The organism is Variovorax frigidus, from assembly GCF_051216515.1.
Lineage (GTDB): Bacteria > Pseudomonadota > Gammaproteobacteria > Burkholderiales > Burkholderiaceae_C > Variovorax.
This window is the reverse complement of the sequence record NZ_JBPJZF010000006.1, coordinates 558,124-576,900: the sequence shown is the minus strand read 5'-3', so window position 1 is coordinate 576,900 and position 18,777 is coordinate 558,124. Positions and strand designations below refer to the sequence as shown.

General features: G+C 69.4%; 18 protein-coding genes. 12 read left to right on the top strand and 6 right to left on the bottom strand.

The genetic code is table 11. From position 1 onward, the window contains the following. Positions 1-607: 607 nt before the first annotated feature. The gene (locus tag ACSFBC_RS20755; RefSeq protein ID WP_435512237.1) at positions 608-1,450 is read right to left on the bottom strand and encodes a M48 family metallopeptidase; all 843 of its coding nucleotides are present in this window, start codon (positions 1,448-1,450) and stop codon (positions 608-610) included. A 37-nt stretch (positions 1,451-1,487) separates the two neighbouring features. On the opposite strand from ACSFBC_RS20755, the gene ACSFBC_RS20750 reads away from it, so the two are divergent. The 6 genes from ACSFBC_RS20750 (at position 1,488) to ACSFBC_RS20725 (ending at position 8,712) form a co-directional block, all read left to right on the top strand. After that, on the top strand, positions 1,488-2,846 hold the full coding sequence (locus ACSFBC_RS20750) for an AmpG family muropeptide MFS transporter (protein WP_435512236.1): 1,359 nt from the start codon (positions 1,488-1,490) through the stop codon (positions 2,844-2,846). A 103-nt stretch (positions 2,847-2,949) separates the two neighbouring features. Then, positions 2,950-4,176, top strand: a complete 1,227-nt coding sequence (locus ACSFBC_RS20745) for a beta-ketoacyl-[acyl-carrier-protein] synthase family protein (protein ID WP_435512235.1) — start codon at positions 2,950-2,952, stop codon at positions 4,174-4,176. Then, entirely contained in the window at positions 4,173-4,976 is an 804-nt protein-coding gene (locus tag ACSFBC_RS20740; protein ID WP_435512234.1) for a beta-ketoacyl synthase chain length factor, read from the top strand. Before ACSFBC_RS20745 ends, ACSFBC_RS20740 begins: the two co-directional genes overlap by 4 nt. 2 nt (positions 4,977-4,978) lie before the next feature. Continuing rightward, positions 4,979-6,661 carry an NAD(P)/FAD-dependent oxidoreductase gene (locus ACSFBC_RS20735; protein ID WP_435512233.1) on the top strand — a complete coding sequence of 561 codons (1,683 nt, stop codon included), beginning with the start codon at positions 4,979-4,981 and terminating at the stop codon, positions 6,659-6,661. Positions 6,662-6,788: 127 nt separating this feature from the next. Then, on the top strand, positions 6,789-7,511 hold the full coding sequence (locus ACSFBC_RS20730; protein ID WP_435512232.1) for a response regulator: 723 nt from the start codon (positions 6,789-6,791) through the stop codon (positions 7,509-7,511). A gap of 19 nt (positions 7,512-7,530) precedes the next feature. Then, the gene (locus tag ACSFBC_RS20725; protein WP_435512231.1) at positions 7,531-8,712 is read left to right on the top strand and encodes an ATP-binding protein; all 1,182 of its coding nucleotides are present in this window, start codon (positions 7,531-7,533) and stop codon (positions 8,710-8,712) included. 9 nt (positions 8,713-8,721) lie between these two features. On the opposite strand, the gene ACSFBC_RS20720 is transcribed toward ACSFBC_RS20725, so the two are convergent. From ACSFBC_RS20720 to ACSFBC_RS20710, 3 genes are read right to left on the bottom strand one after another with little or no spacing between them, the layout of a single operon-like run. Continuing rightward, positions 8,722-9,522 (bottom strand): glycosyltransferase family 2 protein, encoded by an 801-nt coding sequence (locus tag ACSFBC_RS20720; protein ID WP_435512230.1) that lies wholly within the window; start codon positions 9,520-9,522, stop codon positions 8,722-8,724. 13 nt (positions 9,523-9,535) lie between these two features. After that, the gene (locus ACSFBC_RS20715) at positions 9,536-9,745 is read right to left on the bottom strand and encodes a zinc-finger domain-containing protein (RefSeq protein ID WP_435512229.1); all 210 of its coding nucleotides are present in this window, start codon (positions 9,743-9,745) and stop codon (positions 9,536-9,538) included. 2 nt (positions 9,746-9,747) lie between these two features. Beyond that, a complete protein-coding gene (locus ACSFBC_RS20710; protein ID WP_435512228.1) occupies positions 9,748-10,686 on the bottom strand; it encodes a branched-chain amino acid transaminase in 939 nt (312 codons plus the stop codon). 117 nt (positions 10,687-10,803) lie between these two features. On the opposite strand from ACSFBC_RS20710, the gene ACSFBC_RS20705 reads away from it, so the two are divergent. Then, complete coding sequence (locus ACSFBC_RS20705; RefSeq protein ID WP_435512227.1) at positions 10,804-11,778, top strand: recombination-associated protein RdgC; 975 nt, start codon at positions 10,804-10,806, stop codon at positions 11,776-11,778. A gap of 2 nt (positions 11,779-11,780) precedes the next feature. Then, positions 11,781-13,040, top strand: coding sequence for an O-antigen ligase family protein (locus ACSFBC_RS20700; RefSeq protein ID WP_435512226.1), 1,260 nt, complete (start codon positions 11,781-11,783; stop codon positions 13,038-13,040). A gap of 9 nt (positions 13,041-13,049) precedes the next feature. Here the strand turns inward: ACSFBC_RS20700 and ACSFBC_RS20695 are convergent, their stop codons facing one another. After that, positions 13,050-13,475 (bottom strand): glycerate kinase, encoded by a 426-nt coding sequence (locus ACSFBC_RS20695; protein ID WP_435512254.1) that lies wholly within the window; start codon positions 13,473-13,475, stop codon positions 13,050-13,052. 86 nt (positions 13,476-13,561) lie between these two features. Beyond that, positions 13,562-14,953 (bottom strand): DNA repair protein RadA, encoded by a 1,392-nt coding sequence (gene radA / locus ACSFBC_RS20690; RefSeq protein WP_435512225.1) that lies wholly within the window; start codon positions 14,951-14,953, stop codon positions 13,562-13,564. 91 nt (positions 14,954-15,044) lie between these two features. Between radA and ACSFBC_RS20685 the strand changes: the two genes are divergently transcribed. The 4 genes from ACSFBC_RS20685 (at position 15,045) to ACSFBC_RS20670 (ending at position 18,777) form a co-directional block, all read left to right on the top strand. After that, the gene (locus ACSFBC_RS20685; RefSeq protein WP_435512224.1) at positions 15,045-15,860 is read left to right on the top strand and encodes an aldolase/citrate lyase family protein; all 816 of its coding nucleotides are present in this window, start codon (positions 15,045-15,047) and stop codon (positions 15,858-15,860) included. Positions 15,861-16,030: 170 nt separating this feature from the next. After that, positions 16,031-17,020: a Bug family tripartite tricarboxylate transporter substrate binding protein gene (locus ACSFBC_RS20680; RefSeq protein ID WP_435512223.1), complete on the top strand. Its 990-nt coding sequence runs from the start codon at positions 16,031-16,033 to the stop codon at positions 17,018-17,020. Further along, positions 16,975-17,763, top strand: coding sequence for a class II aldolase/adducin family protein (locus ACSFBC_RS20675; protein WP_435512222.1), 789 nt, complete (start codon positions 16,975-16,977; stop codon positions 17,761-17,763). Before ACSFBC_RS20680 ends, ACSFBC_RS20675 begins: the two co-directional genes overlap by 46 nt. A gap of 21 nt (positions 17,764-17,784) precedes the next feature. After that, a complete protein-coding gene (locus ACSFBC_RS20670; protein ID WP_435512221.1) occupies positions 17,785-18,777 on the top strand; it encodes a 2-dehydropantoate 2-reductase in 993 nt (330 codons plus the stop codon).

Here is an 18,777-nt window from a genome sequence, read left to right as displayed (position 1 = left end):
CTGCTGGACGTGGGCGCGATCCTCGTGCTCGGCAGCGGCCTGTACCTGTGGCTGGCGCGGGGCGGCCGGGCGGGGCAGCGAGCGCGTGATGGCTCGAAGGCCCAGTAGCGTCCGTCATCGATGACGATCGCGCGGCGCTTTTCTCCGGAGGCGCAACGTGCGGCCGGGTGAACGGTAACGCGTCGTCGCGCGCTTTCGAAGCCTGGGCGCTGGCAGCAGGATGCCAACCGATCGTCCCGATCGCCCCCATGTCTTACCGCTCTGGCCTGGCGCCGCGCTGCGTGACTCACACGAGCATCCGCGTGATGCTTCAAACAGCGCCCTACACCTATGGCAGTCCACGGGACGTGTCACGCAGCAGGTGAGCAGTGCTGGGTCAATGGGGTCACACACTTGATGAAGGCGTCGAACCTGAAAGCGCGTCACAAGCGCATGTATCCGCAGCATCGGCGGTGCCATCCGAGAAAGCTCCAGCTTGCGCAACTCGGGCCAGTCCTCGCCAAGCTCAGGCACTATCGGATCGGGGTTCCCGTCGCCTTGGTGCGTTTCAGAGGAATCGTCGGCTTCGGCGGCCGGCAAGCGGGCCGGGCCCGCACTCCGGCGTCGTTCAGCCGCGCTTTGCCGCGCGGTAGAGCCCGTCCACCTTGGGCAGGTTGGTCTCGAGGATGCGGATGCGGTCCGTGCCGCTGGGGTGGGTCGAGAGAAAGCTCAGGCCGCCCTGGTTCTTCGAGGCGGTGGCCATCTTGGTCCACAGCGACACCGAGGCCCGCGGGTCATAGCCCGCGCGCGCCGCGAGCTCGAGGCCGACCAGATCCGCATCGGTCTCGTCGCCCCGGCTGAACTTGAGCGTGAGCAGCTGCGTGCCGGCGCGCGCCACCATGCTGCCGACCTCGCCCAGGCCGAACAGCTGAGAGGCGATCGACAGCGCCGCGCCCGTGCCCGCGCTCTTGGCCAGGCGGGCCCGTGCATGCTCGCGCAGAGCGTGCGCCATCTCGTGGCCCATCACCATCGCGACCTCGTCGTCGCTGAGCTTGAGCTGGTCGAGGATGCCGGTGTAGAAGGCGATCTTGCCGCCGGGCAGGCAGAAGGCGTTGATCTGCTTGCTGCCGATCAGGTTGATCTGCCACTTCCACTGCGCGGCGCGCGGGTTCCAGCTGCCGACGAAGGGGATCAGCCGCGCGGCGATCGTGCGCAGGCGCTGCAACTGCGGATGGCTGTCGGGCGCCAGCGCACCCTGGGCCTTGGCCTTGGCGAGCAGCTCGCCGTACTGCTGCACGCCGGCCTGCTCGATGGTGTCGGCCGGCACCAGGTTGCGCGCCACCGACGACTTCCCCACGTCGACCTGCGCCAGCGCCGGCGCGGCCGACACGGCGGCGCCGGCCCCCGCGAGCAGCAAAAAGGCACGACGGCCGTGCCAGGGACCCTGAAGAAGCTCGCAACGTGTACACATGCGGGAATAATAAGCAGCCATTCCGATCGCCCCCTCAATGTCCCCACCCACGGCTGCCGAAGCCTCCGCCCCCTCGACCCCGTCTGCCGCGCCGCTGTCCTGGCGCGACGCACTCCGGGTCTACCTCGAACCCGCGACGCTGCGCATGCTGGCGCTGGGCTTCTCCGCCGGCCTGCCATTGCTGCTGGTACTCGGCACGCTGAGCTTCCGGCTGCGCGAGGCCGGCGTGGCGCGCACCGACATCGGCTATCTGAGCTGGGTCGGGCTGGTCTATGCCTTCAAATGGGCCTGGGCGCCGCTGGTCGACCGGTTGCCGATCCCGATCTTCACCCGGCTCATGGGCCGGCGCCGCAGCTGGCTGCTGCTCGCGCAGGCGCTGGTGATCGCGGGCCTGGTGGGCATGGCGCTGGCCGATCCGCGCGCCGGCCTGCGGCCGCTGGTGTGGTGCGCGCTGCTGGTGGCCTTCGGCTCGGCCACGCAGGACATCGCGCTCGACGCCTTCCGCATCGAATCGGCCGAGACGCGCAAGCAGGCGGCGCTGGCCGCGGCCTACCAGACCGGCTACCGCATGGCGATGATCTGGGCCGGCGCGGGCGTGCTGTGGATCGCGGCCTGGGCTGAAATCGTCGGCACCGCGGGCTACCAGAACGCCGGCTGGAAGGCCGCCTACCTCGTGATGGCCGCTTCGATGGTGGTCGGCGTGCTGACCGTGCTGGTGTCGTCCGAACCGGTGCGCCGCGTGCTGCCGCCGGCACGCAACGCGGCCGAGTGGCTGCGCAGCGCGCTGATTGAGCCCTTCGCCGACTTCATCCGCCGCTACAAATGGCAGGCCGCGCTGATCCTCGCGCTGATCGCGATCTACCGCATCAGCGACGTGGTGATGGGCATCATGGCCAACCCCTTCTACGTGGACATGGGCTTCACCAAGGACGAGGTCGCCACGGTCAGCAAGATCTACGGCGTGGTGATGACGCTGGTGGGCGCTTTCGTCGGCGGCGTGCTGTCGATGCGCTTCGGCGTGATGCGCGTGCTGATGCTGGGCGCGGTGCTCAGTGCGGGCAGCAACCTGCTGTTCGCCTGGCTGGCGATGCGCGGCCATGACCTCGGTCTGCTGGTCTTCGTGGTGTCGGCCGACAACCTGGCGGGCGGCATCGCCTCGGCGGCCTTCATCGCCTACCTGTCGAGCCTCACCAACATCAGCTACTCGGCCACGCAGTACGCGCTGTTCAGCTCGCTGATGCTGCTGCTCCCGAAGTTCCTGGCCGGCTATTCGGGCGTCTTCGTCGACGCCTACGGCTACGCGCCCTTCTTCTTTGCAACCGCGGCACTGGGCCTGCCGGTGCTGGTGCTGGTGGCGCTGGCCGCGCGCTGGCAGCGGGTCGGCGACGGCAGCTGAGGCACCGACATGTGGGGCACGGGGCATTGACCGACGCGGCGGGCCCGCGGGCACTGCTAGTCTGTGGCATCGTTCACGCTTCGCCACTTCCCAGCCCACCACCGTGCCGTCCCGCATCCCTCCCCTCCAGATCAGCGCGTACACCGCGACGTCGGCCGTCGGCGTCGGCAAGACGCCGTTGCTCAACGCCCTCGAAAACTCGCGCAGCGGGCTGCGGCCGAACGACTTCGGCGAGCTGCCGGCCAGCGGCCAGCGCCTGCCGACCTGGATCGGCCGGGTCGACGGCCTCGAAGAACTGACGCTGCCCGAATCCCTGGCCGGCTGGGACTGCCGCAACAACCGCCTGGCCTGGCTGGGCCTGCAAGCCGACGGCTTTGCCGATGCAGTGGCCGCGGCCCGCGCCAGGTACGGCGCGTCGCGCGTGGCCGTGATCCTCGGCACCTCGACCTCCAGCATCGGCGAGACCGAAGCCGCCTACACCGCGCTGACGGCCGACGGCGCCTTCCCGCCCGCGCAGCAGCGCCCGCGGGTCCACACGCCGCATTCGCTCTCCCTGTTCGTGCAGGCCGCACTGGCGCTCGAAGGCCCGTCCGAAACCATCTCGACCGCCTGCTCGTCGAGCGGCAAGGCCTTCGCCTCGGCCGAGCGGCTGATCCGCCTGGGTCTGGTCGACGCGGCCGTGGTCGGTGGCGTCGACACGCTGTGCGGCAGCGTGCTGTACGGCTTCAATTCGCTCGAACTCGTGTCCCCCCAGCCCTGCCGCCCCTTCGACGCGGCGCGCGACGGCATCAGCCTGGGCGAGGCCGCGGGCTTTGCGCTGGTCGAACGCACACCGGCCGACGCATCCTCCGCCGATGCGCTCTACCTGCTGGGCTACGGCGAAGCCAGCGACGCCCACCACATGTCGACGCCGCACCCGCAAGGCGCGGGCGCCGAGCGCGCGCTCGACGACGCGCTGGCACGCTCCGGCCTCGGCACCGACGCCATCGACTACATCAACATGCACGGCACGGCCAGCACCAAGAACGACGAAGTCGAAGGCGCGCTGATCACGCGGCGCTTTCCCGAAAGCACGCACGCGAGCTCGACCAAGGGCTTCACCGGCCACACGCTGGGTGCCGCCGGCATCGTCGAAGCGGCCATCAGCCTGCTGGCACTGGAGACCGGCCTGATGCCGGGCACCGTGAACACCACCGTGCTCGACACCGATTGCGGCCCGCAGATCAAGCTGCAACCCGCGCGCGGCGAGGTGAAGTACGCCTTGTCCAACTCTTTCGGCTTCGGCGGCAACAACTGCGCGCTGATCTTCGGCAAGGGAGCCCAGGCATGAGCACGCCGACCCTCTACATCGAAGGCCCCGCTTTCTGGGCCCCCACCCTGCCCGGCTGGGACATCGCCCGCGCGGCCTTCAACGGCACCGGCGCCCCGGTCGATCCGCCGGCCAAGCGGCCCGCGCCGCAGGTGCTGGCGCCGGCCGAGCGCCGCCGCGCGCCCGACACCGTGGCGCTGGCGCTCGAAGTCGCGGCGCAGGCCGTGGCCGCCTCCGGTCGCGAGGCCAAGGATTTGCCCTGCGTGTTCGCCTCGGCGCACGGCGACCTGGGCATCAACGACTACATGTGCGGCACGCTGGCCGCCGACCCGACGATGCTGTCGCCGATCAAGTTCCACAACTCGGTGCACAACGCTGCGGTGGGCTACTGGACCATCGGCACCGGCTGCATGGCCGCGAGCAACTCGGTCTCGGCCTTCGAGACGACCTTCGCCTCGGCGCTGCTCGAAGCCGCGACCCAGTGCGCGGCCGACGACGAGGCCGTGCTGCTGGTGGGCTACGACATGCCCGCCGTCGGCGCGCTGTCCACGGTCACGACCAGCCGCGGCCTGCTCGCGGTGGCGCTGGTGATCGCGCCCGCGCGCACCGAGCGCACGGTCGCGGCCTTCGACTGGTCGCTAGCCACCGGCCCCTCGGCGGTGGCGCCCGCGCGCTCCGAGGCGGCGCAGGCGCTCGGCGTCAACGCGATCGCCGATGCGCTGCCGCTGTTCGAGTCGCTGGCCGTTGGCCGCTCTGAAACCGTCTCGATGCCGCTCTCGGCACAACTCTCGCTGCAACTGCAGCTTCGACAGCAAGGCTGACCATGACCACGACCATCACGCCGATCGGCCCACAACAGCACGACGTGGTGATCATGGGCGGCGGCCTGGCCGGCCTCACGCTCGCGCTGCAGCTCAAGCAGCGCTTTCCCGACATCGACGTGCTGGTGCTCGAGCGCCGGACCCACCCGGTGCCCCATGCGGCGCACAAGGTGGGCGAGTCGTCGGTGGAGATCGGCGCGCACTACTTCGACACGGTGCTGGGCTTGAAGCCGCACATGCAGGGCGAACAGCTGCGCAAGTTCGGCTTCCGCTTCTTCTTCAGCGAGGGCCGGCGCGACATCGACCAGGTGACCGAGATCGGCGCCAGCCGCTACCTCGCGGTGCCCAGCTACCAGATCGACCGCGGCATCTTCGAGAACTACCTGGCCGAGGAGGCCGCGCGGCGCGGCGTCAAGTTCATCGACCATGCACTGGTGCGCGGCATCGAGCTGGCCGAGGACACGCAGACGCCGCACACGCTGCGCTGGACGCGCGACGGCGAGACCCACACCATCGCCACCCGCTGGCTGATCGACGCCTGCGGTCGCGCCGGCATGCTCAAGCGCAAGCTGGGCCTGGCCGAGCCCAATGCGCACGACGCGAACGCGGTGTGGTTCCGCATCAGCGACCGCATCACGCTCGACGACTGGAGCGACGACCCCGAATGGCGCGCGCGCTGCACGCCGCAGGCGCGCTGGCTCTCGACCAACCACCTGGTGGGCGCGGGCTACTGGGTCTGGCTGATTCCGCTGGCCTCGGGTTCGCACTCGGTGGGCATCGTGGCCGATCCGAAATACCACCCGCTCGACACCATGGACAGCTTCGACAAGGCCATGGCCTGGTTCGAGCGCTACCAGCCGCGGCTGTTCGACGAACTCGACGGCAAGCGCCACCTGCTGCAGGACTTCGCGTTCTTCAAGAACTTCTCCTATGGCTGCAAGCAGGTGTTCTCGGACCGGCGCTGGGCCCTGACGGGCGAGGCGGGTCTGTTCCTCGACCCCTTCTATTCGCCGGGCAGCGACTTCATCGCCATCGGCAACACCTACATCACCGACCTGATCGGCCACGACCGCGCCGGCCATTCGCTGACGGCGCGCGCGCAGCTCTACGACCAGCTCTACCACTCGTTCTACGAGAGCACGCTCGCGCTCTACCAGGACCAGTACGGGCTGTTCGGCGACCCCGAGGTGCTGCCGGTCAAGGTGATCTGGGACTACACCTACTACTGGGGCGTGCTCGCGCAGATCTTCTTCCACGACCGGCTGACCGACCTGGCGCTGCTGGGCAGCCTGAAAGACGAACTGCAGCACTCGCAGTCGCTCAACATCGCGGTCCAGGCGCTGATGCGCACCTGGTCGGCCGCCAGCGGCAAGCACAACGCGGCCGTGATGCTCGACCAGGCCTCGCTGCCCTGGTTCGCCGAACTCAATCGCAGCATGAACGACACGCTCGACGATGCCGCCTTCAAGGCCCGCATCCAGGGCGCGGTGGCCCAGCTGCACCAGCTCGCGCAGGAGATCCGTCAGCGCGCGCTGGCCTGCGACCCAGGCCTGGACGACAGCGCGCTGCGCGCCCTGCTGGACCAACGCCCCACCGCCGGCCCGGCGGAAACGCCCATGCTCTTCGAAGCCCCCACCCGCACCCCGACCATGCCCCATTCCAGAAACACCACGGAACCGGCTTAGCCGGGCCGTCGGTGTTGCCCCCGGTAGGGGGTTGGCGCAGCGACACGAAGTGCGCGCAGCCTGGGGGCGAGCTCATTTACTTTAACTTTACGGAGCGTTCAAGCCGCCTTGCCGGCACCGGAACATCATGGCTGCCATGAGCACACCCCAGATCCTGATGATCGAAGACGACGCCCGCCTCGCGCAGATGGTGAGCGAGTACCTGGCGCAATCGGGTTTCGGCGTCAGGCACGCGGCGGACGGCGGCGCCGGCCTCGCGCAGTTGCAGGAGCACGCGCCCGACCTGGTGATCCTCGACCTGATGCTGCCCGACATCGACGGGCTCGAAGTCTGCCGCCGCATCCGTGCGTTGCCGGGCGCGCTGGCCAAGGTGTCGATCCTCATGCTCACCGCCAAGGGCGACCCGATGGACCGCATCATCGGCCTGGAGATCGGCGCCGACGACTACCTGCCCAAGCCCTTCGAACCGCGCGAACTGCTGGCGCGCATCCGCGCGGTGCTGCGCCGGCGCAGCGACAACGCCAGCGAGACGACCACGACCGAAGTGGTTCGCTTCGGCTCGCTCGAGATCGACCGCAACGCGCGCAGCGTGACGGTCGGCGGTGTGCTGGCCGACCTGACCTCCTACCAGTTCGACCTGCTGGTCGCGATGGCCGAACGCGCGGGCCGCGTGCTCACGCGCGACCAGATCATGGAAGCCGTGCGCGGCCGCGAGCTCGAGGCCTTCGACCGCTCGATCGACGTGCACATGGGCCGCATCCGGGCCGCGATCGAGGTCGATGCGAAGAACCCCAAGCGCATCCTCACGGTGCGCGGCGTCGGCTACGTGTTCGCCAAGCAGCAGGACTGACGCGAAGGCCTCGACGACCATGATCCAGCTCTTCACCCGCCACCTCTACGTGCGCATCTGGCTGGCCGTGCTGGCCGGCGTGGCCGTGGTGACGCTGGCCGCGGGCTGGGCCTGGCAGATGGCCGACGAGCAGCGCACTGCGCCGCTGCCGCGCGAAGTGGTGCTGCGCGACGAGCAGGACCGCGTGATCGGCACCGGCCAGTCGCTGCGCACCAGCCGGCCGGGCGAGGGCCTGGAGTTCACCATCACGCTCAAGGATGGACAGAACTTCCAGATGCAGTTCGGCCCGCGCCAGAACCGTGCGGGCGGCCCGCCGCCCTGGTCACGGCCGCAGGGATTCTTCTGGCTGCTGGGGCTGGTCGGGCTGGCCGTGGCGATCGGCCTGTTCCCTGTCGTGCGGCGCCTGACGCAGCGGCTCGAGACGCTGCAGCGCGGCGTGCAGCGCTGGGGCGAAGGCGACCTGTCGGCGCGCGTGCCCGAAGACGGCAAGGACGAAGTGGCCGACCTGTCGAAACGCTTCAATGCGGCCGCGGCGCGTGTCGAGACCCTGGTGCGCTCGCACAAGTCGCTGCTGGCCAACGCCTCGCACGAACTGCGCTCGCCGCTCACGCGCATCCGCATGGGCCTGGAACTGATCGGCGAACGCGCCAGTTCCGCCGCGCGCGACGAGATCTCACGCAACATCGGCGAGCTCGACCAGCTGATCGACGAGATCCTGCTGGCCAGCCGGCTCGATGCGAGCGAGGCCGACATGGGCACCATCGAGACCGTCGACCTGCTGGGCCTGGCGGCCGAGGAATGCGCGCGCACCACCGCCGAGCTCGACCTGGCCGAGGGCACCGACAGCGCGGCGCTGGAAGTGCGCGGCGTGCCGCGCCTGCTGCGCCGCGCGATCCGCAACCTGCTGGAAAACGCACGCCGCTACGGCGCGGGCGAGATCAGCCTGCAACTCGCGGTGCAGGGCGACCAGGCCAGCCTGCGCGTGAACGACCGCGGCCCGGGCGTGCCGCCGGCCCTGCGCGATCGCATCTTCGAGCCCTTCTACCGGTTGCCGGGCGCGAGCGAGCGCGATGGCGGCGTGGGCCTGGGCCTGGCGCTGGTCAAGTCGATCGTGGAGCGCCACGGCGGCACGGTGCACTGCGAAGACCGGCCCGGCGGGGGCGCGAGCTTCGTGCTCGAACTGCCGATGCGCGCGGCCTGAGATCAGCCTTCAGCGGCCGATCTGGCTGCTCAGCGAGTCGCGGTCGTAGTGCAGCGCCGCATAGCGGAAGAAGGCTTCGAGCGCCACGAAATAGCAATACAGGAAACCGGCGCCACCGCAGAGGAAGCCGAGCCGGAACACATACAGGCGCAGGAACATCGCGGTGCCGCCGGCCATGCCGCGCAGCACGCCGCCGCGCTTGCCCAGCGCGGCCCGCTTGGCGGCGCCGAGCATCGCGTACTGCGTGAGCTTTTCCAGGCTGCCGCGCACCGTTTCGCGCGAGTGGTGCAGCAGCTTGCCGCGCAGCACGTGGCGCGGCGCGTCGGCGAAGCCGGGCTTGAACACCGCCTCTTCGTGCACCACGCCGGTGTAGCCGTCGAGCATGTCGCGCCGGAACAGGCGCTCCGGGCCCCTGCCCGCGCGGTAGGCCTTGAGCTCGTGCCCATAGGCCACCATGCGCCAGCAGACACGCCAGACCGCGGCCTCGTTGGAGCGCACCGCCGCCTCGATCTGCGCCTGCAATGCGGGCGTGACGATCTCGTCGGCGTCGAGGAAGAAAACGAAGTCGCCGGTGGCGTGCGCAAGCAGCCGGCTGCGCTGCACGCCGAAGCCCTGCCAGTCGGGGTACACCACCACGGTGGCGCCCGCGGCCTGCGAGCGCGCGACCGTGGCGTCGGTGCTGCCGCTGTCGATCACCAGCAGCTGGTCGGCGAACGCGGCGCTGCGCAGGCAGGCCTCGATGCGATGCGCCTCGTTCTTGGCGAGCACGCCGATGGTCAGCGTGGGCCTTGCGGCAGGCGCCTGGGTCACACGATGGGCCGGATCAGTGGCCGTGATGGGCGACTTCGCCAGCCTTGAGGCGGTAGACCGTGCCGCAGTACGGGCACTTGGCCTCCCCGCTGCGGGCCACGTCGAGGTAGACCTTGGGGTGCCCGCTCCAGAGCTTCATGTCGGCCTTGGGGTTGGGGCAGAACACGCCACCCTGATGGTTCAGGTCGGTGGCGAGCAGTTCGACGACAGCTTGGGTGACCATGTTCAGACTTTCGTGAGCCAGTGGGCGTACTTGGGATTCTTGCCGTTCACGATGTCGAAGAAGGCCGCCTGGATCTTCTCGGTGACGGGGCCGCGCGAACCGATACCGATCTCGACACGGTCGAGCTCGCGGATGGGCGTGACTTCGGCCGCGGTGCCGGTGAAGAAGGCCTCGTCGGCGATGTAGACCTCGTCGCGCGTGATGCGCTTCTGCACCAGCTCGATGCCGAGGTCCTTGCAGATGTGCAGGATGGTGTTGCGCGTGATGCCGTTGAGCGCGCCGGCCGACAGGTCGGGCGTGTAGACCACGCCGTCCTTCACCACGAACACGTTCTCGCCGGCACCCTCGGACACGAAACCGCTCGCGTCGAGCAGCAGGGCTTCGTCGTAACCGTCGTCCAGCGCTTCCATGTTGGCCAGGATCGAGTTGCTGTAGTTGCTGACCGCCTTGGCCTGCGTCATCGTGATGTTCACGTGATGGCGGGTGTAGCTCGAGGTCTTCACGCGGATGCCGCGCTTCATGCCCTCTTCGCCCAGGTAGGCGCCCCAGGCCCAGGCCGCGACCATCGCGTGGATGGTGTTGCCGCGCGGGTTGACGCCCAGCTTCTCGGAACCGATCCACACCAGCGGGCGCAGGTAGCAGCTCTCGAGCTTGTTCTCGCGCACCACCTGGAGCTGCGCCTCGTTGAGCTCTTCCTTGGTGAAGGGCAGCTTCATGCGCAGGATCTTGGCGCTGTTGAACAGGCGGTCGGTGTGCTCCTGCAGGCGGAAGATCGCGGTGCCGTCGACGGTCTTGTAGGCACGCACGCCTTCGAACGCGCCGCAACCGTAGTGCAGGGTGTGGCTGAGCACGTGGATCTTGGCATCGCGCCATTCCACCAGTTGGCCGTCCATCCAGATCTTGCCGTCACGGTCGTCCAGCGAGGGGGGGAGCACGCTCATGTTGTTTGTCCTTTTGAAGCAACGGAAAGTCGCAAAAGCTTTCGATTTTACGATGGAGGCCGCAGCCGGCACCCGCACAATGGCCGGTTTTGCCAATCAGTCCCCAGGAAGGTTTCAGTGTCCGTATTCAAGAACGTCATCGTCTATCGCATCGAAGCGCCCTGGTCGCCGTCGCTCACCGACGCCGAGAACGCCCTGGCCGAACAGCGTTTCGTGCCCTGCGCCCCCTCCCAGGAAAAGTCGGCCGGCTGGACCGAACCCCGCGGCCAAGACCACGGCCCGCTGGTCGAATCGGTGGGCGGCCAGTGGCTGCTCGAGTTCATGATCGAAGCCAAGACCCTGCCGGGCTCGGTGGTGCGGCGCAAGGTCGACGAGCGCTGCGCGCAGATCGAGGCCACCACCGGCCGCAAGCCGGGCAAGAAGGAAAAGCGCGACCTCAAGGAAGACATCACGCACGAACTGCTGCCGATGGCCTTCACCCGCCATGCGCGTGTCGCGGTCTGGATCGACCCCAAGGAACGCCGCCTGGTGATCAATGCGAGCAACGCGGCGCGTGCCGACGAGATCGTGACCAGCCTGGTCAAGGCGCTCGAAGGCTTCGCCGTGACGCAGATCAACACCCAGATCGAGCCGGCCACCGCGATGTCGAACTGGCTGTCGACCCAGGAAGCGCCCCCCGGCTTCACCATCGACCGTGAATGCGAGCTCAAGGCCACTGATGAATCGAAGTCGGTGGTGCGCTATGCCAAGCACGCGCTCGACATCGAGGAAGTGCGCCAGCACATCGCCGACGGAAAGCGCCCGACGCGGCTCGCCATGACCTGGGAAGACCGCGTGTCCTTCGAGCTCAGCGAGACGATGCAGCTGCGCAAGATCGTGTTCATCGAAGGCACCGATGCGGCCCAGGACGGCAAGAAGGAAGACAACTTCGACGCCGATGCCGCGATCGCCACCGGCGAACTCGGCGAAATGGTGCCCGCACTGCTCGAGGCGCTGGGCGGCGAGGCGGCCTTCACCGCCGCAGTGACCGAGGCGGCAACCACTGCCGCACCGTCGGCAACGTTGGCCGAGGCCGACGACGCGCCCTTCTGACCGTGGCGTCCATCGCGAACCGGCTCCAGCCCGAACCGCCGTGGGGCCTGTGGCTGGTGCTGGCCGGCGTGGCCACCGCGCCGCTGTCCACCAAGACCGCCGGGGCCGCCTGGGTCTTCTTCTGCGTGTTCGGGGCCTGGGCGGCGCTGCGCCGGCCGCGCATCGATATTGCGCCAGGCGAAGACAGCGCCGCCCGGACCTGGCTGATCGCCTGCCTGATCGGCCTGGCCTTCGAGACGCTGGCCACTGCCATCTGGGGCGACCCCTGGGACGAGCTCCATGCGCCGATCCGGCTGACGCTGGCGGCCGCCGCCACGCTGGGGCTGGTGCGGCGCTTCCGCTTCGGCGAGAACTTCCGCGACCTCCTCGCGCACGCGCTGGCGCTGGGATGCCTGGCTGCGGCCGGGCTGGCGGCGTGGAAGGGCGACGACCGCAACAGCTATCCGACCAACGTCATTCCCTGGGCCGTGGCCGTGGGCTTCACGGTCTGCCTGCTGCTGCCCCGGACCCTGGACGCGACGCGGCCATTGCGGCTGCGCCTTGCCTGGATGGTCGCGGCGCTGGTCGGCATGGTCGCGGTGGTGTTGTCGCAGACGCGCGGCGCTTATGGCGTCGTGCTCTGGGCCCTGCTGTACTACGCCGTTGCCATCCTGCGGCAGCGCAGCGTCACGCGCCACGGCGTGGGACTGTGCATCGCCCTGGCGCTGGTGCTGGTGGCTGCCGGCACCCTGCTGCCGCATGTGATCCAGACCTCGACGCAGCGGATCGCGCTGGCCGCCCACGAATTCGAGCTGGCCGCCGAGGCCGACAAGCCGGGCGACGGCGCCAACAGCTCGGTCGGCGCGCGCATCTACCTCTGGCAGATGGCCGTGCAGGGCTTCAAGAGTTCACCGCTCATCGGCATCGGCGGCGAAGAGCGCAAGCGGCGCATCAAGGCCTTGGGCGAGAAGACCCACTCCCCGATGATCGTGAGCCTGGGCCACGTGCACAACCAGTACCTGCATGCCGCCATGGACCACGGCCTGCTGGGCGTGGCCGCGGTGCTGGCGTGGATCGGCGGCCTGGCGCTGGCGGTGCGCCGCCTGGGAGCGCAAGCGGCCGAAGCACGCTGGCAGCTCGCCGGCATCCTGTTCATGCATGTGACGGCCAGCATGAGCAACGTGAACTTCGCCCACACCTACTACGGGATCATGCTGTCGCTGTCGATCTCGCTGGTGCTGCTGAGCGCACGCACGGGCCGGGCGGCACCGGCCACCGCCTGAGCGACGCGCTCAGTTCGCGCCGGCCGCTTCGTCCTCGGCCGGCGGCCGCGTCAGCACCCAGCTCTGCAGCTTGCCGTTCAGGAAGATGCCTTCCACGTACGACAGGCCGCCGTCGGTCCAGCGGTAGGTCTCGGGCTGCTGCTCCTTGGGCGTCTTGAGCTCGCCCAGCGAACGCGTCATGGCCACCACGTGCAGCAGCGTCGCGCCCGGCTTGAGCTTGGCGTTGAGCATCACGGCGCTCGCGACATAGCCGATCGGGCGGTCGGCCGCGCGCTTGAGCACCGTCATCGTGCGCGTGAAGTGCAGCAGCAGGAACATCACGATGCCGCCGGTCACCACGGCCACGCCGGCCCAGCCGTAGCGGTAAAACGCCAGCACGAGGGCCGCCAGGCCGGTCAGCGGAACAAGGATTTTCTGAAAATTCATGGCCCGCATTGTCACCGCCCATCCGTCGTGAACGAATTCGCGCAGGCCAGCGGAGACGATGAGTTGCAGGGTCGGGGCCTTGATGAAGGCAGGGCTCAATCCAGGCGACGCACCACGTCCATCGCCTCTTCGATGCGCTCGACCGCATGGATCGTCAGGCCCTCGATCTCCTTCGAGCCCTTCTTGGGCGCGTTGGCCTTGGGCACCACCGCGACGCTGAAGCCCAGCTTGGCGGCTTCCTTGAGCCGCTCCTGCCCGCGCGGCGCCGGCCGCACCTCGCCGGCCAGACCGACCTCGCCGAAGGCGATGAAGCCCTTGGGCATCGGCTTGCCGCGCAGGCTGGAGGTGATGGCCAGCATCACGGCCAGGTCGGCCGCGGGTTCGCTGATGCGCACGCCGCCGACCGCATTGACGAACACGTCCTGGTCCATGCAGGCCACGCCCGCATGGCGGTGCAGCACCGCCAGCAGCATCGCGAGGCGGTCGCGGTCCAGCCCAACCGACAGGCGCCGCGGGCTCGGCCCGCCGTTGTCGACCAGCGCCTGGATCTCGACCAGCATCGGCCGCGTGCCTTCCAGCGTGACCATCACCACGCTGCCCGGCACCGGCTCGGGGTGCTGGCTCAGGAAGATCGCGCTGGGGTTGCTCACGCCCTTCAGGCCGCGCTCGGTCATGGCGAACACGCCGATCTCGTTGACCGCGCCGAAGCGGTTCTTGATCGCGCGCACCAGCCGGAAGCTCGAGTGCGTGTCGCCCTCGAAGTACAGCACCGTGTCGACCATGTGTTCGAGCACGCGCGGGCCGGCCAGCGCGCCTTCCTTGGTGACATGGCCGACCAGCACGATGGCCGTGCCGCTGGCCTTGGCGAAGCGCGTGAGGTGCGCCGCGCACTCGCGCACCTGCGCGACCGAACCGGGCGCCGAGGTGAGCTGGTCGGAGTACACGGTCTGGATCGAGTCGATCACCGCGATGGCCGGGCGGTGCGCGTCCAGCGTGGCGATGATCTTCTCCAGCTGGATCTCGGGCAGCACCTGCACCTGCGAATGGTCGAGGCCGAGCCGGCGCGAGCGCAGCGCCACCTGTGCGCCGCTTTCCTCGCCCGAGACGTAGAGCGCGTTCTGCCCCGCGCGCTGCAGTGCGTCGACCGCCTGCAGCAAGAGCGTCGACTTGCCGATGCCCGGGTCGCCGCCGATCAGCGTCACGCCGCCGGGCACGATGCCGCCGCCCAGCACGCGGTCGAGCTCGTCGATGCCGGTGGGCGTGCGGTCGATGTCGCTGGCCTCGATCTCCGACAGCACGGCCAGGGCGGCCGTGCCGCCGAGCGCGGCGAAGGGGGTGTTGAAGCGGTTGTTGGCACTCGTGGCGGCGGGCTGCGCCACCTGCTCGACGAGCGTGTTCCAGGCGCCGCAGCTCGGGCACTTGCCCAGCCACTTGGCGCTGGTGCCGCCGCACTCGGTGCAGACGTAGTTTGTTTTTTCCTTGGCCATCGACAGAGTGTAGGCAGCCCACGCCTGCGGCTTTCGCGGGCGCATTCAATAATCGCCTTCCCACGGACCTCCAACCCAGAAGAGACACGCCATGCACACACCGATCAATGCCTTCAAGAAAGCCATGCAGGAGGGCCGGCCGCAGATCGGCCTGTGGGTCGGACTGGCCGACGGCTACGCGACCGAGTTGCTGGCCGGCGTCGGCTACGACTGGCTGCTGATCGACGGCGAGCACGCGCCCAACGACGTGCGCTCGGTGCTCGCGCAGCTGCAGGCCGTGTCCAGCGCCTGGGCCGCGCTGCCCCACCGCTCGCAACCGATCGTCCGGCTGCCCGTGGGCGAGACGGCGCTGATCAAGCAGTACCTGGACATCGGCGCGCAGACGCTGCTGATCCCGATGGTCGACACCGCCGAACAGGCCGCGCAGCTGGCGCAGGCGCTGCGCTACCCGCCCGAGGGCATCCGCGGCATGGGGGCCGGGTTGGCCCGGGCTTCGCGCTGGCAGGAACACCCGAACTACATCCACGAGGCCAACGCGCAGGCCTGCCTGCTGGTGCAGGCCGAGACGGCCGAAGCCATGCGCAACCTCGACGCGATCGCAGCCACGCCCGGCGTCGACGGCGTGTTCATCGGCCCGGCCGACCTGTCGGCCTCGATGGGTTTCCCGGGCCGGCCCGACCACCCCGAGGTGCAGGCGGCGATCGCCGACGGCATCGCGCGCATCCTGAAAGCCGGCAAGGCGCCGGGCATCCTCTCGACCACCGAGGCGCAGGCGCGCAAGTGGCTGGCGGCCGGCGCGCTGTTCGTCGCGGTCGGCATCGACACGATGGTGCTGGCGGCCGCGGCGAAGCAACTGCTCGCTCTTTACAAGAAGGATGCGCCGCCGCCGACCGCGGGCAGCTACTGAAAATAGCGCGCCAACGTGGCGTAAACGCGGGGGTACCGAAGGGTTCACAACTGGAAAAATGTGTGTCCTGCGCGCGCACGGAGCCCTCCTGGCGCCGCGCCCCCTTCGGACGCGCCCGCCTTTTTCCTGGGGCGTGACGCGACCCGGCTTCAACCTTCGGAGACAACCGCATGAACTTCACCCGCCGCCACCTGCTGCAGACCACGGGCGCATCGGCCCTGCTGGCCAGCATCGGCCAACAGGCCTTCGCCCAGGCCGGGCTCGAAACCACGACCTTCGTCACCGGCTTCGCGGCCGGCGGCACCTCCGACACCATCTGCCGTCGCCTGGCGCTGAAGATCAGCCCCGAATTCGCGAAGGTCGCCGTGGTGGAGAACCGCACCGGTGCCGGCGGCCAGATCGCCATCACCTACGTCAAGGGCCGCCCGGCCGACGGCGGGACCATCCTGCAGACGCCGACGTCGATGCTGACGATCTACCCCCACATCTACAAGAAGCTGCCCTACGACCCGCAGACCGACCTGACGCCGGTGTCGCTGGGCTGCGTGTTCGACTTCGGCTTCGCGGTCGGCCCGTCGGTGCCGGCCAGCGTGAAGACGGTGCCCGAGTTCCTGGCCTGGGCCAAGGCCAACCCGGCCGGCGCCAACTTCGGCTCGCCCGCCGCCGGCTCGACGCCGCACTTCATCGGCGCGCTGCTGGGCAAGAGCGGCGACGTGGAGCTCAAGCACGCGGCCTACCGCGGCACGCAGCCCGCGATGCTCGACCTGCTGGGCGGCAACATCTCGGCGGTGTCGGGTCCGATCGGCGACATCACACAGCATCTGCCCAGCGGCAAGGTGCGCATCCTGGGTGTCTCGGGCGCCAAGCGCAACCGCTTCGCCCCGGACGTGCCGACCTTCGGCGAGCAGGGCATCAAGGACATGGCCCACAGCGAGTGGTTCGCCTTCTTCCTGCCGGCCAAGGCCACGCCCGAAGTCGTGGCGCGCCTGAACGCCGCGATGAAGTCCGCACTGGCCTCGAAGGACGTGATCGACGGCCTGGGCACCTTCGGCCTCGAAGCCATGTCCTCGACGCCGGCCGAGCTGGCCGAGCTGATCAAGAAGGACACGGCCAAGTGGGGCCCGATCGTCAAGCAGGTCGGCTTCACCGCAGAGGGCTGACCCTGTCCAGCGACGAACGCGCGGCGCGCATCCAGCTTGCCGCGTGCTACCGCATCTTCGCGATGCTGGGCTGGACCGAGCTGATCTACAACCACATCACGGTCCGGCTGGCCGATGGGGCGGACGGGCGCAAGCAGTTCCTGATCAACCCCTTCGGCCTGCACTACAGCGAGGTCACGGCCAGCAACCTGGTCAAGATCGACCTGCAGGGCCGGGTGCTCGACGGCTCGACGCATCCGGTGAACCCCGCGGGCTTCACGGTGCATGCGGCGATCCACGACGGCCTGCCGGGGGCGCACTGCGTGATGCACACCCACACCGACTCGGGCATGGCCGTGGCCTGCGTCGAAGGTGGGTTGCAGCAAAGCAACTTCTACAGCGCGCAGTTGCACGGCCGCGTCGCGTACCACGACTTCGAGGGCATCACGGTGCATGCCGAGGAAGGGCCGCGGCTGCTGCGCAGCATCGGCGACAAGCCGGCCGTGATCCTGCGCAACCACGGCCTGCTGGCCTGGGGCCGCACGCTGCCGCAGACCTTCGCGGTGCTCTGGACGCTGCAGCGCGCCTGCGACATCCAGCGCGCCACGCTGTCGATGGGCTCGGGCCTCGCGATCAGCGACGACGTGGCGCGCGGCTGCGCGCGCGACGCGCTGCAGTTCCACTCGCCCGAGACCGGCGGGCAGGACATGTTCGACGCGCTGGTGCGCCAGATCGAGCGCATCGATCCCGGCTACCGCGACTGAAGCTCTGGCACCATCGCCCTTATGAACATCTGTATCTACGGCGCCGGCTCGATCGGCGGATGGATCGGCGCCGCCTTCGCGCAAGCGGGCGAGCGTCCGAATGTGGTGGCGCGCGGCGCCACGCTCGAAGCGCTCCAGCGCGACGGCCTGGTGCTGGTGCGCGGCGACCAGCGCACGCAGATTCCGGTGCATGCGGTCGCCGACCCGGCGCTGCTCGGCGTGCAGGACGTGGTGGTGATCGCCGTCAAGGCACCGGCGCTGGCCGGCGTGGCGCAGCGCATCGCACCGCTGCTCGGCCCCGACACCATCGTGCTCACCGCCATGAACGGCGTGCCCTGGTGGTTCCTCGACGGTGGCTTCGGCGGGGAGCTCGCAGGACGTCGCCTGGCGGCCGTGGACCCGGACGGCACCATCGCCACCGCGATCCCCGCGCGCCATGTGATCGGCGCCGTGGTGCACGCGAGCTGCTCGCTCGATGCGCCGGGCGTGGTCCGGCACCACTTCGGCAACGGCCTGATCGTGGGCGAGCCTTCCGGCGAAGCGACCGAGCGCGTGCGCGCGCTGGTCGCGCTGCTGGTGCGCGGCGGCATCGAAGCACGTGTGTCGCCGCAGATCCAGAAAGACGTCTGGTACAAGCTCTGGGGCAACATGACGGTCAACCCGATCAGCGCGCTGACCGGTGCCACCACCGACCTCGTGCTGGCCGACGACCTGGTGCGCGACTTCGTCTCGACCGTGATGCGCGAAGCCCAGGCCATCGGCGCGCGCATCGGCCTGCCGATCGCCGAGACGCCCGAAGACCGCCATGCGGTGACGCGCAAGCTCGGCGCCTTCAAGACCTCGATGCTGCAGGACGTGGAAGCCGGCCGCGCGGTGGAACTCGACGCGCTGGTCGGGGCCGTGCGCGAGCTCGGTCAGCTGAGCGGTGTGCCGACGCCCTTCACCGATGCGTTGCTGGGGCTGGCGCGGCTGCAGGCTCGCGGGCTCGGCCTGTACCCGGCGGCGATCGGCTGA

Excerpts from the sequence above, each read along its gene's own strand:
- ACSFBC_RS20755 (WP_435512237.1), bottom strand. The coding sequence starts at position 1,450 with ATGTGTACACGTTGCGAGCTTCTTCAGGGTCCCTGGCACGGCCGTCGT.
- ACSFBC_RS20750 (WP_435512236.1), top strand. The coding sequence starts at position 1,488 with ATGTCCCCACCCACGGCTGCCGAAGCCTCCGCCCCCTCGACCCCGTCT.
- ACSFBC_RS20740 (WP_435512234.1), top strand. The coding sequence starts at position 4,173 with ATGAGCACGCCGACCCTCTACATCGAAGGCCCCGCTTTCTGGGCCCCC.
- ACSFBC_RS20735 (WP_435512233.1), top strand. The coding sequence starts at position 4,979 with ATGACCACGACCATCACGCCGATCGGCCCACAACAGCACGACGTGGTG.
- ACSFBC_RS20730 (WP_435512232.1), top strand. The coding sequence starts at position 6,789 with ATGGCTGCCATGAGCACACCCCAGATCCTGATGATCGAAGACGACGCC.
- ACSFBC_RS20725 (WP_435512231.1), top strand. The coding sequence starts at position 7,531 with ATGATCCAGCTCTTCACCCGCCACCTCTACGTGCGCATCTGGCTGGCC.
- ACSFBC_RS20715 (WP_435512229.1), bottom strand. The coding sequence starts at position 9,745 with ATGGTCACCCAAGCTGTCGTCGAACTGCTCGCCACCGACCTGAACCAT.
- ACSFBC_RS20710 (WP_435512228.1), bottom strand. The coding sequence starts at position 10,686 with ATGAGCGTGCTCCCCCCCTCGCTGGACGACCGTGACGGCAAGATCTGG.
- ACSFBC_RS20695 (WP_435512254.1), bottom strand. The coding sequence starts at position 13,475 with ATGCGGGCCATGAATTTTCAGAAAATCCTTGTTCCGCTGACCGGCCTG.
- radA (WP_435512225.1), bottom strand. The coding sequence starts at position 14,953 with ATGGCCAAGGAAAAAACAAACTACGTCTGCACCGAGTGCGGCGGCACC.
- ACSFBC_RS20685 (WP_435512224.1), top strand. The coding sequence starts at position 15,045 with ATGCACACACCGATCAATGCCTTCAAGAAAGCCATGCAGGAGGGCCGG.
- ACSFBC_RS20680 (WP_435512223.1), top strand. The coding sequence starts at position 16,031 with ATGAACTTCACCCGCCGCCACCTGCTGCAGACCACGGGCGCATCGGCC.
- ACSFBC_RS20670 (WP_435512221.1), top strand. The coding sequence starts at position 17,785 with ATGAACATCTGTATCTACGGCGCCGGCTCGATCGGCGGATGGATCGGC.